The organism is Chryseobacterium cupriresistens, assembly GCF_046614675.1.
Classification (GTDB): domain Bacteria; phylum Bacteroidota; class Bacteroidia; order Flavobacteriales; family Weeksellaceae; genus Chryseobacterium; species Chryseobacterium cupriresistens.
Map to the genome: position 1 here is coordinate 737056 of NZ_JBKKJT010000003.1, position 14604 is coordinate 751659.

Genomic DNA, 14604 nt, shown 5'->3' on the forward strand with positions numbered 1-14604 from the left:
TACTAAAATGAAAAAAATAAAATTACCTCTTGCCAGCATTATGATGTGTTTTTCAATAGCGGCATTTTCCCAGGTTGGGATCAATACAGATTCTCCTAAAGTAACATTACATGTAGAAGGAAAACCGGACGTGGCTACTGCTGCTGATGGAGTGATGGCTCCCCGAATGACAGGAGACCAGTTAAGAGCTAAAGATAATGTTTATCTGGCAGCTCAGACCGGAGCTTTGGTCTATGTAACCCAGGCGGTAACTATTCCTTCTGTAAAAACTGCAAAAGTAGATAAAGCCGGCTATTATATGTTCAACGGAACTACTTGGAAATTTGCTTTTGGAGGACAGGATAATGATATTCCCATTGGAGATTTAATCTATTATCACGGGAGCATTCCTGCAGGTACTTCAGGAGCCAGTACATTGGCCAGTACTTATCTTACCGATCTTCCGGTTTTGGGAGGTTTCCTGAGACTTGATGCCCAGTTTAACAGCAGTTCAGCAGGTACGGGAGCGGCTACCACTTTTAATCCGAGACTTTACAATGTAGGAACTTCAGATGTGAAAATCTGGGTTTCGGAAATGTCTACCCATACCGGTGATTCTGATAATGGAAATATTAAATTATCACCGGGAGCTTACAGACAATTTGATGATGGTGTTTATCTTACCCAGACCCATAATGAGACGGTAACATTTGATATTACCGTACAGGAACCGGAGCCAAGATGGTACAGAGTGTATTATGCATTCCGTGTAGATAATAAATCTACAACAGGAAGCAGCGATGCTACAACCACAGATTCCAATACTTCTGATAATACAAGGGAGTTATTTCTCTCGGTACAGAGACTGTACTAATACACCGACAGATGATTCTAAAAATACAATGATAAAAAATAACGCATAAAATATCAATGGGTTAGCTATTAAAATCTCATGAGATTTGTGTTTTTTTCGGGGCAGGAATACTTTAAATTCCGGCCCCGTTTTCTTAATGCATCATTTCATAGACTTTAATCAGCTCTGCAATATTTCCGACATTAAGCTTTTGAAAGATTCTTTTTTTATACGTACTTACTGTAGACATCTGAATATTGAGCCTGTTGGCAATTTCCAGATTACCGTTGCCGTCCGCCAGAAGTTTAAAAATTTCGTATTCCCTTGATGATAACTTTTCGACAGGATTATTCCTTTTGTTTTGAATAATCAGGCCAATCAGCTCCGCAGGGTAGAAATAACCCTTTTCAATGACCGTTTTTACGGCATTCTTAATTTCCTCTTCACTGCTTTGTTTATTCAGATAGCCTTCAGCTCCTTCTCTGATATACTGGATCGCAACATCCTTGTCATATCCTGAGAAAATGAGAATCTTAAGGTCATTCTGAATATCTTTTAGCTCCGGAATCATTTTTTTATACTGGGTTCCCGGCATATCAATATCTAAAATAAGAAGATCATACCGTTGATCTCTCAGCTTTTCTTTCACCTGGTCATAATTTTCAGCAAAATCTATATTCAGACCCGGATAAGCAGTTTCAAGAACCAAACAGGTTCCTGCCCTTACTACATAATGATCATCAGCAATTAAAATTTTTTCATTCATAAAGATTAGTTTTTTTTGAGCGTTACTTCCACAACAGTTCCCTTAGGATGGTTTTGCCTGAAATTCATTTCAGCATTGATCTTTTTTACCAGATGGATAACCATATGCAGACCCAATCCTTTTCCTTTAAAACTGGGGGTTTCCAGTTTTGGATTTCTGAACAGATTCATATAGATAGCAATCTGTTCCTCAGACATTCCTGTTCCTGTGTCACTAATTATTATTGTGGATTTTTGTAGATTTTCGGTAATCCTAAGGGTAATGTTTCCCTGAGAGGTATTCTTCACAGCATTATCAAGGAGGTTATGAATAATGGCTGTTAAAATACTTTCATTTACCCTGGAATAGATGACACCCTCAGTAAGATTGGTAATCGTAGTTCCTTTTTCTTTAGCAATTTCACAGAACAGCTTGTTCTTGGTCTCCAGGATTCTGTTGATGGGATATTCCTTTTCTTCGAAAATATTTTCTGCCTTATAAAGTTCAGTATACTCTTTCAAATTCAGCGTAAACTGATAAAGCTGCTCTGATGATTTATAGATACTGTCAAAATACTTTTTTTGAAGTTCCACATCATCAGACTCATGAAGTTTCTGGGAAAGCATAGCTATAAATCTGATCGGAGTGGTAATGTCGTGGCTGATGGTTTCCACCAGTTTTTTCTGGTATTCCGTTTCTTTCTGAAGGTTATTTTTTACGACCTCCAGGTGAAGAGAGGTTTCCTTCAGTTCAGAGTTTTTATTATGGACAATCTGTTTTAAAGCTTTATTTTTTATCCTTAGAAAATTTGTGGTTAACTGAACGATAACGATGATGATAATAAGGATAATGATGGAGGCAGACACTCTGAACAGCAATGTCTGATAAAAAAGAGGCTGAATTTTGAAACGTACTGTTTTTTCTTCATATTTCCCGTCAGCAGATATCAATACCCTTACCCTCAAGGTGTAATCCCCTGGAGAAAGATTGCTGATGGTGTATTTTAATTCTTTCCCTGTTGCGATCTTTTCCCATCCGGTATTTTCTTTTCCGGATATTTTAGCTTCAATATAAAGATTTTCCGGATTGGAAAAATAAGGAATATCAATAAAGATATCCGCTGTTTTGTAATCATTTTTCAAATCAAGGATCTGATGGAAATACTGAGGCTCAGAATTACCGATTTTTACCCTTTCTATATAAATGTTATTTCTTCCCGGATAATACGTCTGAATATTTTCCGGATTGAAAAACACAAAACCATCCATTGAAGGGAATACAAAATCCCCATTCTCAAGAGCATAGGCGTTAGGTTCTGAACTTCCATTAAATTCATTGGTCAGAAAACCATCCTTTTTAGTGAAACGATAATAGAAAACCGGAGTGTTTTTATGGTCTGCATAGCGCAGCAATTGCTTTTTGGAAACTTTAAACATCCCATTGTTTGAAGAAATCCAGTAATATCCCTTTTTGTCTTCAAGAATATAATGAGCTGACTGAAGATAATCGTTGATGTCGTTTGGCATCTTGACAAGCTTATGATTTCTAAAAAGATAAAAGCCGCTTTTCTCCGTTGTAATCCATATCAGATTATCTTTTGTCCTGATAATGCTTTTGACATGGATATTTTTGATCAAAGGAGTTATGGTATTGCTTCGCAGTGCTATGGAATAAAGGCCGTCGCTGTTTCCGGTCAGAATTTCATTCTCATTATATTGATGAAAAATATTGACAAAACTTTTAAAAGTATAGGTGTAATCCGGCTGGCTGAATATATCCTTTTTGTATAAATGAAGCTGAGTGCCTGAAAGATCTGTGAAGGTAGTGCCGTAAAGAGTTCCGCTTTTCATAAATGTTTCAAGCCCCTTTTTAACAAAAGTGGAATCCTTCTTTTTATAGCTCGAATTTTTATAAAACCTGACAATATGGTTTCTCTTTTTGATCAGAATATTTCCGGAATTGTCATACATCATGAGATAATTGTCATTGTTTCCGAAAAGGTGGCTGTTTACAATTCCGTTTCTTCCGAATTCTGTTCCGTCCTCAGCAATGATTGTGCTTTGGCTGAAAGGAAGAGATGCGAAATATACATTGCTGGAAAAATCAGCTTTTTTTCTTGATACATAGAAATTGGAAAGCTGAAGAACATTCAGACCGTTATTAAGCGTTCCCAGGTACAATTTGTTGAACGCTTTATCATAGAACATCGAACAGTAGGAATGATTTCCGATTTCTTCAAAATTGACAAGAAATTTTAAACGGAGATCCTTTTCGTTGCCTTCTAAAAGGTAAATATTGTCGTGGTTAATAATAAAAGTCTGATTGGTAATCTGCTGCCAGTATATTTTCGTATCAGGATGGTTAAAAAGTGTTGGTTGATCAGAAACAGAAAGATTTCCCTTGTAGATAGAGTAGGTTTTTCTTTTTTTCAGATCATTGATGAAAAGGTGGTTATTCAGTACAAAAATGTAATTCAGGTCTTTATTGGTAAAAGGCAGTGTAATCTTTATTTCCTTGTTCCCTTCCTTATAAATGATGGCATTTTTTTCGGTAAAATGATAAACAGAATTCTTAAGCTGAATAAAATACTGGACGTCATTATAGAAATCCGATGTAATGATATTATTGGCAATACGGTGCAGGATATCGGTACCATTGCAATAGGTCATTTTATCATGGGCAGTGAGCCTTGCGATTTTGGGAAACCTGTTTTTAATAATGATTTTACTTTCCTGAAAATTATTAAGAACCGTTATACTATCAAGACAGGGATCTCCTATAAATTCACCAAAATGCAGATTATTTACCCTGAAATTACTGAAGGTAATAAAAGAACTGCCGTCATACCTCACCAGCCCGTTTTCGGTAGAAATCCAGATAAAGCCATATTTGTCTTTGACAATGGCCTTTGCACTGCTTTGTGGAAGCCCATTGTCTATGTTGTACCACATAGAGGTATAGTGCTGTCCGGAAATGTTTAGATAGATGCAAGCAAAAATAAATGCCCAAACTCTCATATATGTGCAAAACTTATCTATATCTGCTGCTAATGCAATAGACGGTTAATAATGGTATTTGTACAAGTCAAAGTTTTTTTAAAAGGCAGGAACGATTGAGAATAAATTTTTATCATTGAAGTTTTCTGGTCTTTTGTGTTTTATATTTTTTGATCGTGTAAAAATAGTGAAATTATGGCGATAAATTAGTATTGCATATTTTGTTTTCTCTAAGTTTTATCATGTTTTGCAGACAATACATCATTCCGGGTTTTTACAAATATTATCGTATTTCAATAATAAGTGATAAATTAATGTAAGATTTATTTTAAATTCTCGCCTATAGATCTCAGTATTATGCTGGATTTGTGATTATTTTTAGAATTTTATAAATGGTAAATAATGTTGTGTTTGGAAATTTTTAATATTTTTTTAATTAATGGCTGAATATTTTGTTATGTGTTTTTTGTAGTAATAGTTTGACAAAAAATACAGGTTTATTCTACATGATAACTTTGCCGTTGCCTATGGATATTCATATTTTTGCAAAATATTCTCATAACTATTAAAGAAGATTTATTACCCAAATAATGATTCTAAGAACACAAACGGTTTTTATCTCAAGAAAACAAAAGAGGCTGTACTTAAAGTAAACAGTCTCTTTTTATTACCAGCATTCAGAATATATAGAGTTGAATAAATGATAGATGTAGTCTTCTGTTATTTAAGTTTCGGCTGAAGCCAGATGAAAACGTCTTATTTTAGACCGGGCTAAAGCCCGGCCCTATTGAATTTCCAATATTGAAGATAAAACATAGAAAGTATAGGCTTTCATGGTAATTATTTTGTTTTTTGTCGAAGATAATCTTTTCTAAACAAAAAACCTCCCGGAAATGATGGGAGGTGAATAAAATTGACTGTATATTGAAGTGTAATTCAATCGTTATTGGTGAGTTTCAAGCCACTTCAGTCTGCGCTGGTCAGGCAGATGTTTTACTTTAAAGTTTTCGAAAACAGCATTGAATCCTTCTCCGTCAGGACAGGCTGCCATTAAGCCAACCATTACAGGAGTGTTATCCTGAAGAGGAGCATTCCGCATCATGATATAATTTTTATCATCAAAAGAATAAAATATTTCCACAGCATCCAGCCTTCTCACTGCCTTTATCCATAGGGCAGGAGGTGTTTTTTCCAATGTAATGACACTCCAGTCACTTTTGTTGTGGGTTACTACAGTGCTGAGATTGTATTTGCCATCTACAAATTCTACTCCGGCTTTGATATAATGTTCCTGATCTGTTCTCAGCATAAGGCCCATCTGGTCAAATCTTGCTTTATAATTGCCTGTTATTTTTACTTTTGCTTCAAATTCACCACCATAGGTAGCATAATAGAAAGGAGCGTCATCTACCGTAAATCCATAATGTGAAACCCTCCAGTAATCACTTTGTGGGGTTACGAACATGGAAAGACTGTTGTTTTTGATTTCCCATTTTTCAGGTTCATTAAACCAGGTCATTTTTTCCAGGCTCTGGGCGGAAAACTTTTGAATCAGGAATAAGGCGCAAAAGCCGAAAATCATTTTCTTCATTCTCTTTGGGATAAGTTCTAAGCGTAAATTATTATTTTAGCAAAAGTATTATTAAACCTTATTTGCGTCAATACTGATAAATAACCATTATGGAAATCCGTAAACAGCTTAGTGATCAATTACTGGACAACACCCCGAAAAAATGCAGGCTTGACATCGGGGTCTATAAACAGCAGGCGTTGGCATATTCTCAGATGGAAGGTGCAATATGTGTGCTGAGTGATATGCAGGAGAATAAAAGCTTTATTTATAAATCTGCAGCCGCATATGAACTTGGACTTAAGATGGAGGAAAATCCTGCAGAAATAAACTCCATCTGGGAAGAAGAGATGCTGAAAAGAATACATCCCGATGACCGTCTGAAAAAGTACATCCATGAACTCCGTTTCTTTAAATTACTGGATGCTATGGAGATGGAGCAGCGCGCGGCATACAGTGTTGTATCAAAAATAAGAATGAAGGATAAAAATGAGAACTACAGATGGGTAAAACACCGCATGTTTTATGTTTATTCTCCTGATAACGGACGGTTGAGGCTGGCTCTTTGCCTTTATAATATGGCTCTGACTCCCTCTAATGCTTCCGGTTTTATGATTGTGAATACCGAAAAAGGAGAGGTGGTTGTAAAAGATAAGCTTGATTATAGAAATATTTTAAGCCCAAGGGAACTGGAAGTTTTAAAATTTATAGGGGAAGGGTATGCAAGCAAAGAAATTGCAGATCTTCTTTCTATAAGCATCAATACCGTAAACAGACACCGTCAGAATATACTGGAAAAGTTAAAAGTAAAAAATTCTACACAAGCCTTTAAGGATAGTTTTTATTAAACATTCATCCTGGAAGATCCGAAAAGTTCACCATGTTATTTTGTATCTTATGATTAATTTTATAACTTGAATACAGATTAGCAAGATCCATATGATGAAAAGAAGTGAAGAAATTACCCGTCAGTATTTTACCTTTTTAGATCAGCATATCCAGAAGGTGATTTCCGGAACTGTACCTGAATTTATGGAACTGAATGAAATTGCCAGAGAACTTGCTGTTTCTCATAAACATCTTACTGATACCATTAAAAAGGAAACCGGACAGCATCCCTGTTTTTATTATGATGAAAAAATTATTGAACAGGCCAAAAAGATGCTCATTGTTACGGATAAATCTGTAGCAGAAATTGCCCGTATTTTTACTTACGACCCTTCCAATTTTTCAAAATTTTTTAAAAAAATGACCGGTTTTACTCCCGGAAAATTCAGAGATTCCCATTCCGTTTAAAACTGACTTTTTTATTCTTTAAAATTCCTGTCACAGGAGTTTCGAGGCATTTTTCGTCTCCGGGTAGGGATTTAATCCTACTGAATTCCTGCTGTAAAAGACAATTTAGTGAATTATAATGTTAAAATTTATAGAAAATAATCTTTTATAAATGAGATGGTTGTAAAAAATAACGGTCATTTTTTATTATTTATCTATTAATATTTCTTTATTGTTTAGTTTTTTTATTAAATTTAGGTAAGAAAAAACTAATTAATTCAATACACATAAATGTTAAAAAGAAACCGGTATATGGTATTAAGTTTGGTTTCCAGGGGATAAGAATAAATTATTGTGTCTTTAATAATATTTAATCTTAATATGGGAGCTTAAGCCCTTCAAATAGTTATATATTTGTTTTTTTTAAACCACACACAACAAACAAGATTAAGGATGAGCATCAATTTCACAACAGCAACCATTAAAGACTTTGAGAATATACCAGACAATGATATGGCTCAAAGAGCTGAAATTTTTTATGAATATTTAGACTTTGTAAAGTCTAATGGCCACATGAACTACAGACTGAAGAATACTTCAGGAACCAATGCAGTACTGAATGTAAATATTGCAGATCACAACAGAGAATTTGTTAGTTTTGTATCAAGTGATTATTTAGGATTTACGCAGCACCCAAAAGTAAAACAGGCTGCCATTGAAGGAATCGAAAAATATGGTACAGGAACAGGAGCTACTCCTCTTATCGGAGGATATTTTGATTACCACAATGCATTAGAAAAAAAAATCTCAGGTTTTTTTAAAAGAACAGAAGATGAAGCTGTAGTGTTTACTACGGGTTATACAGCTAATAGTGCTTCTTTACAATGCCTGATGCAGAAAGAAGACCTTGCTATTTTAGATATGGCTGTACATGCCAGTGTGCACGAAGGATGTGCTTTTACCAATAAAAAAACATTTCCACACAATAATTTGGAATCTTTGGAACACATTTTGAAGGTATCTGAAAATCTGTACCGTACGAAACTCGTTATTGTGGATGGAGTGTATTCCCAGGATGGTGATACCTCCCGTATTAATGAGATCTATGACCTTGTGAAGAAGTATAATGCCTTTCTGATGGTAGACGACGTACATGGTGTCGGTATCCTTGGAGAATCCGGAAGAGGTACTTTGGAACAGGCCGGGTTATTGGATAAAGTAGACCTTATCACAGGTACATTCAGCAAAACATTTGGAAATCTGGGAGGATATGTCATTGCAGATAAAAAAATAGCAGCATTCATCAGATTCCATTCCCGTCAGCAGATTTTCTCAGCAACAGCTCCACCATCATCAGCAGGAATAGTTAAAGCCATTGATTTAATTGACGAAGAACCCATCTGGAGACAGAAACTCTGGGATAACATCAATTATTTCAAAAAAGGGCTTGACGACTTAGGGTTGGATACAGGTGTTACCTGCTCTGCAATTATCCCTGTAAAAATAGGAGACCCTTATGTAACAGGAGAAGCCGGAAAACTACTAATAGAAAAAGGAATCTATACCAATCCGATTCTGTACCCGGCTGTACCCCGAAAAGATGCGCGTATCAGGATGAGTGTGACGGCAAGACACGAAAAAGAACATCTCGATAAAACGCTTAATGCGTTTGATGATATTAATAAAAAATTGCATATTGCGAAAAAATAATAATTATGCCTAGAAAAGTAGTGCAGGGCCCCATTAGGGACAAAGAAAAAACAAAGCAGAAACTGCTTGCTGCAGTTGGTAAAATTTTAAGAGTAAAAGGATATTCCGGATTAAAAGTAAGCAAAATAGCTGCCGTAGCCGGATTTGATAAAAAATTGATCTATGAGTACTTTGGAAGTACTGATAAGCTGATCGATGAATATATCAAGTCTCAGGATTACTGGAGCCAGGTCAACCAGGATGTTGATATGGATTTCTCGGACGGTGGACACGAGCTTACTAAAATGGTGGTCTTGAACCAGTTCGAAAACCTGAAGAAAAATAAAGAACTTCAGAAGATTATCCTTTGGGAGCTTTCAGAAAGCAAGCCTATTCTTAAGAAATTAGTTGAACAACGAGAAGAAGTTGGAGAAGTTTTATTTGGAAACATCTCAGATCCTTACTTTGGTGAAGGAGTAGCAACAAGACACAGGGCAATTATGGCTCTGATTGTTTCCGGAGCTTACTATCTTAACCTTTATACAGGATATAACGCAAACAAGTTCTGCGGTATTGACCTGAAAACTGAAGAAGGGCGAAAAGAGATTGAAGGCGCTATTGTTGAGTTGATTGACTTTGCCTACAGCAAAAAAAAATAGAGGTTAAAAGTTTTCCGATTTGAACAGAAATATGTTTTTGTTGATATTTGAAAACTTTTAATTTTCAAATTAAAACTATATTTCTTATTTTTGACCAATGGAAAATTTTATAGTATCTGCAAGAAAATATCGTCCTCAGGAGTTTGATACGGTTGTAGGACAATCCCATATTACGGATACTTTAGAACATGCAATTGAAGAAAGTCAATTAGCTCAGGCATTACTTTTTTGTGGTCCTCGTGGTGTGGGTAAAACTACTTGTGCCAGAATTCTGGCAAGAAAGATCAATGAGAAAGATGGCTCGGTTTCAGAAGATGGCTTTGCTTACAATATCTATGAATTGGATGCTGCATCCAATAACTCTGTTGATGATATCAGAGAACTTATAGATCAGGTACGCTTTGCACCTCAGGTGGGTAAATACAAAGTATATATCATTGATGAGGTTCATATGCTGTCTTCTGCCGCTTTCAATGCATTCCTTAAAACGCTGGAAGAGCCGCCTGCGCATGCTATTTTTATTTTGGCTACCACGGAGAAACATAAAATTATTCCAACAATTTTATCCCGTTGTCAGATTTATGACTTCAAAAGAATCGTCATCGAAGACATACAGAGCCATCTGAGAAACATTGCCCAGAAAGAAAATATCCAGTATGAAGATGATGCCCTGTACCTGATTGCTCAGAAGGCAGACGGTGCATTAAGAGATGCACTTTCTATCTTCGACAGACTTTCGACTTTCTCCCAGAAAAATATTACACTGGCAAAAGCCGCCGAAGTGCTCAATATTCTGGATTACGATCAATATCTGAATATTGTGGATCTTGCCAGGGAAAACAAAATTCCTGAAGTGCTTTTCGCATTTAATGAGATTGTAAAGAAAGGTTTTGATCCTCATATTTTCATTGCCGGATTAGGAAATCATTTCAGAGACCTGATGATGGCACAGAATGCTTCCACCATGGAACTCATTGAAGTAGGAGAGAAGACCAAGACCAGGTTTGTAGAGCAGGGACAGAAATGGGCCGCCCAGCAGCTTATTGATGGTATTGAAATCTGCAACCATGCAGATATTAATTATAAGAATTCCAAAAACCCTAGACTTACGGTTGAAATTGCATTAATGCAGCTGGCTTCACTGACAGCTAATTTAGGCGATACTAAAAAAAAAAATTCCTGATACTGGCTCCGTTTCTCAGTGAGAAACAGGAGGTGAAAATGCCGGAAAAAACTCCGGAGAAAAAAGAAGTTAAAACAGAACAGCTGTCTGTTACTACTCAGATGGTTCAGGAAGTTTCTGTGACCAAAACTACCAAACCTTTGTCAAGACCGGGAATATCCTCCGGTTTCAGCATCAATTCCTTTTTGAATAAAGAAGATAAAGTGGAAACAGCAGAAGATGTTGTGGTGAGAACTGAAAATCTTCCTCAAAACCATTTTACAGATACAGATCTGCAGACGGAATGGAAAATTATGCTTAAACAGCTTCAGGTAAAAAATAACTTTGTATTTAATGCGGTAAAAACCTTTAAACTGGTAAAAGCTGAAGAGCATAAAATCAAAGTTTTGTTCCCGTCAGACTCTGCAAAAGTGGAATTTGATAAAATAAGTGGAGAATTTTTTAATCATTTTAAAAGAAAAATTCAGAATCATATTATTGAGGTAGAATACGTCAGAGACGTTGAAAATCTGAAGATTGAGGTGGTGACGAAGAGAAAATTATTTGAAAAGTTTATAGAAAAAAATCCACTTTTGAAAGATCTTGATGATTTAATGAAGTTTGATTTGACATAATTTTTATATATTTGTCAAATATTTCTGTCAGAAATAAGTTTCTGACAAAAACAAATTAAACCAGAAACGCTAAAACAAGACATTTCCAGATATAATGGAAAAATTGATTAACACATATCAGTCTTTTTTTGCACCCGCTAATTATTTTTTTAGCGGTTATTTTAGTTTTTCTGCTTCTTATTATAGAAATTTCAGAACGTATTACCGATTTTATTGGTACTGTTAACTGAATTTCTTTCCAAAAAATACAGGAGAAGTAGAGCCCTATTATTTTCCTGATTCCTTTAAACAATTTTGAACTGCATTTTTTGAAAAGAATTATAAATTAAATTTTATAATCCAAAGGGCTATTGCTGTCAATGAATAAATAATATAAAAAAACAATAAAATTTAGAATAATGAATTTAAATGATTTAAAAAATGAGTGGATCGATGGGCTTACACAGCCACTAATGATTGCAGGACCATGTAGTGCGGAAAGTGAAGCTCAGATGCTTGAAACGGCCAGGAGAATTAAGGAATCCAATGCCAATGTATCCGTTTTCCGTGCCGGAATCTGGAAACCCCGTACCAAACCCAACGGTTTCGAAGGAGTAGGAGTGATCGGTTTGAACTGGCTGAAAAAAGTAAAAGAAGAATACGGTTTTAAAACAGCAACTGAGGTAGCCAATGCACACCACGTATTTGCAGCTTTAGAAGCAGACGTAGATGTTCTTTGGATCGGAGCACGTTCTACAGTAAATCCATTTACGGTACAGGAAATTGCAATGGCATTAAGAGGAACTGATAAGCCGGTATTTGTGAAAAATCCTGTAAATCCGGATCTTGCTTTATGGATCGGAGCATTGGAAAGGCTTTTAGGACAGGACATTAAAAACCTTGGAGTTATTCACAGAGGATTTTCAACCTACCAGAAAACAAAATACAGAAACAATCCAAACTGGCAGATTGCCCTTGATTTCAAGAGCCAGTTTCCAAATATTCCAATGTTAATCGACCCTTCTCACATCTGCGGAAACAGGACAGGTCTTGCTGATATTACTCAGGAAGCACTTAACGTAGGATACCAGGGAGCGATCATTGAATCACATTGCAATCCTGATGAGGCGTGGAGCGATGCTTCCCAGCAGATTACTCCTGAAGTTCTTGCAGATCTTATCGGAAATCTGAAAGTGAGAAGCTCTAATCTTGCCGGTTTTGAAGGAGAAATGGGAAGACACAGAACTTTAATCTCCGATCTTGACTTCCAGTTAATTGAACTTCTTTCTCAAAGAATGAAAATTTCTGAAAAGATCGGTAAGCTTAAAAAAGAAAATGACATTGCGATCTTCCAGCCTGAACGTTGGAAAGTAATCACAGAATACGCTACCCAAAAAGCAAAAGAAACAGGAATGTCTCAGGAGTTTATTGAAAAAGTATTCAAAGCGATTCACGAAGAATCTATTGAAGTTCAGAATAATATTATGATCGAGAGATAAATTGCGGATAATAGTAAGAGTAGTATAATTTTTACTATATATACAGTAAAAAAATAAATCAGGGCTTGGCCATCAGTATTTAGGAGAATTGAAACATTGTGTTTTTGACCCTATTTTCTGAATGCTAAGCCCTAATTGCGTATATTTGCACCAGCATTATCTATGAAAGGAAAAATCATTAAATCTACAGGCAGTTGGTACCAGGTTTTGGAATTGGAAACAAATAAAATTTTCGAGGCCAGAATCAGGGGGAAATTCAAATTAATAAAAACCAGACTTACCAATCCACTTGCTGTAGGAGATTTTGTTGAGTTTCAACTGGAACAGGATGATATTGCCTGGATCACGAAAATTGAACCCCGCTCTAATTATCTGATCAGAAAATCCGTAAATCTTTCCAAAGAAGCTCATATTATTGCTTCCAATATCGATTTGGCGTGCTTTATCTTTACGCTGAAACATCCTGAAACATCATTAGGATTTCTTGACAGGTTCCTGGCATGCTGTGAAGCTTATAATATTACACCACTGATTCTTTTTAATAAGATTGATGTATTGCACGAAGAAGAAATTGAAATTGTAAAAGATATTGAATTCCTATATCAGGAGATAGGATATGATACTCTGGAAATTTCGTCCTATTCTAAATTGAATCTGGATCAGCTTCAGGAAATTCTTAAAGATAAAACTTCCGTCTTCTTTGGCCACTCAGGTTGTGGAAAATCTACCTTAGTGAATGCTTTGCAGCCGGGATTGAATTTAAAAACTTCTGAAATTTCAGATACCCACCTGAAAGGTAAGCACACCACAACTTTTGCCCAGATGCATTTCTGGGATTTTGGAGGAAACGTTATCGATACTCCCGGGGTTCGTGAATTTGCAATGATTGATATTGAAAAAGAAGAAGTACAGCATTACTTTCCTGAAATTTTCAAAAAGAGAGAAGAATGTAAATTTCACAACTGCCTTCACATCAATGAACCTAAATGTGCTGTTATCGATGCCCTTGAAACAGGAGAAATTCAGCATTCGCGCTATGCTACTTACATTAAACTGATGGACGAGGCAGAAGAAGCTTCTCAGAAATAATCAATAAAATTTATTTAACAGAACAAATTTTGTTAGAAATAATATAGAGACTATCATTGGATGGTCTCTTTTTCTGTTTAAAACTATTTTACCGAAATGACACCGTTGTCAAGGGTAGTACTTTCTTTTGTTAAAGAATAATATTTACCGCTATTATTTTTTTTAAGATTAGTTTAATGTATTTGATGGATTTTATTTTTTGTAATTTATTTTTTTGATTTTTAAATGAAAAAATATTCGTTTTTAAATAACTCTACTTTTCAATTTTACAATTTTGGCAGATAACTCCACTTTTGTCATATTTCTGACCACCATGAGATTGGATTTTCAAAAAATAAAATTATTTCACCAATTGCAATAAAAAGAATAAAATCGTTAAATATGGTTGAATATTAATTAAAAAATTACATAATTAATAAAAAATACCTTCATTTTTTGCAAATAAAAAACCCAGCCGAAGCTGGGTAAAAACTA

The 14604-nt window shown here is 35.4% G+C and carries 12 protein-coding genes; 9 read left to right on the forward strand and 3 right to left on the reverse strand.

Annotation, left to right across the window (positions count from 1 at the left end; translation table 11 throughout):
* Window positions 1–7: 7 nt before the first annotated feature.
* Window positions 8–853, forward strand: coding sequence for a phage tail-like protein (locus ACLI50_RS12190; RefSeq protein WP_202842780.1), 846 nt, complete (start codon window positions 8–10; stop codon window positions 851–853).
* A 133-nt stretch (window positions 854–986) separates the two neighbouring features.
* On the opposite strand, the gene ACLI50_RS12195 is transcribed toward ACLI50_RS12190, so the two are convergent.
* From ACLI50_RS12195 to ACLI50_RS12205, 3 genes are all read right to left on the reverse strand, one after another.
* Window positions 987–1598 (reverse strand): response regulator, encoded by a 612-nt coding sequence (locus tag ACLI50_RS12195; protein WP_110011629.1) that lies wholly within the window; start codon window positions 1596–1598, stop codon window positions 987–989.
* Between the two features lie 5 nt (window positions 1599–1603).
* On the reverse strand, window positions 1604–4528 hold the full coding sequence (locus ACLI50_RS12200; RefSeq protein WP_411413894.1) for a sensor histidine kinase: 2925 nt from the start codon (window positions 4526–4528) through the stop codon (window positions 1604–1606).
* Between the two features lie 988 nt (window positions 4529–5516).
* The gene (locus tag ACLI50_RS12205; protein WP_343642533.1) at window positions 5517–6164 is read right to left on the reverse strand and encodes a DUF1349 domain-containing protein; all 648 of its coding nucleotides are present in this window, start codon (window positions 6162–6164) and stop codon (window positions 5517–5519) included.
* An 89-nt stretch (window positions 6165–6253) separates the two neighbouring features.
* Between ACLI50_RS12205 and ACLI50_RS12210 the strand changes: the two genes are divergently transcribed.
* The 8 genes from ACLI50_RS12210 to rsgA all read left to right on the forward strand — a co-directional run bounded on the left by ACLI50_RS12210 (window position 6254) and on the right by rsgA (window position 14130).
* Window positions 6254–6991 (forward strand): LuxR C-terminal-related transcriptional regulator, encoded by a 738-nt coding sequence (locus ACLI50_RS12210; protein ID WP_395973305.1) that lies wholly within the window; start codon window positions 6254–6256, stop codon window positions 6989–6991.
* Window positions 6992–7082: 91 nt separating this feature from the next.
* On the forward strand, window positions 7083–7439 hold the full coding sequence (locus tag ACLI50_RS12215; protein ID WP_330746136.1) for a helix-turn-helix domain-containing protein: 357 nt from the start codon (window positions 7083–7085) through the stop codon (window positions 7437–7439).
* 432 nt (window positions 7440–7871) lie between these two features.
* The gene (locus ACLI50_RS12220; RefSeq protein ID WP_110011634.1) at window positions 7872–9128 is read left to right on the forward strand and encodes an aminotransferase class I/II-fold pyridoxal phosphate-dependent enzyme; all 1257 of its coding nucleotides are present in this window, start codon (window positions 7872–7874) and stop codon (window positions 9126–9128) included.
* A 5-nt stretch (window positions 9129–9133) separates the two neighbouring features.
* Complete coding sequence (locus ACLI50_RS12225; protein WP_047375406.1) at window positions 9134–9766, forward strand: TetR/AcrR family transcriptional regulator; 633 nt, start codon at window positions 9134–9136, stop codon at window positions 9764–9766.
* A gap of 97 nt (window positions 9767–9863) precedes the next feature.
* Window positions 9864–10949 (forward strand): DNA polymerase III subunit gamma/tau, encoded by a 1086-nt coding sequence (dnaX, locus tag ACLI50_RS12230; RefSeq protein ID WP_411413895.1) that lies wholly within the window; start codon window positions 9864–9866, stop codon window positions 10947–10949.
* A 38-nt stretch (window positions 10950–10987) separates the two neighbouring features.
* The gene (locus ACLI50_RS12235) at window positions 10988–11563 is read left to right on the forward strand and encodes a hypothetical protein (protein ID WP_238349684.1); all 576 of its coding nucleotides are present in this window, start codon (window positions 10988–10990) and stop codon (window positions 11561–11563) included.
* A 398-nt stretch (window positions 11564–11961) separates the two neighbouring features.
* Complete coding sequence (locus ACLI50_RS12240; protein WP_047431451.1) at window positions 11962–13041, forward strand: chorismate mutase; 1080 nt, start codon at window positions 11962–11964, stop codon at window positions 13039–13041.
* 162 nt (window positions 13042–13203) lie between these two features.
* Complete coding sequence (gene rsgA / locus ACLI50_RS12245) at window positions 13204–14130, forward strand: ribosome small subunit-dependent GTPase A (protein WP_062670366.1); 927 nt, start codon at window positions 13204–13206, stop codon at window positions 14128–14130.
* The last annotated feature ends 474 nt before the right edge of the window (window positions 14131–14604 follow it).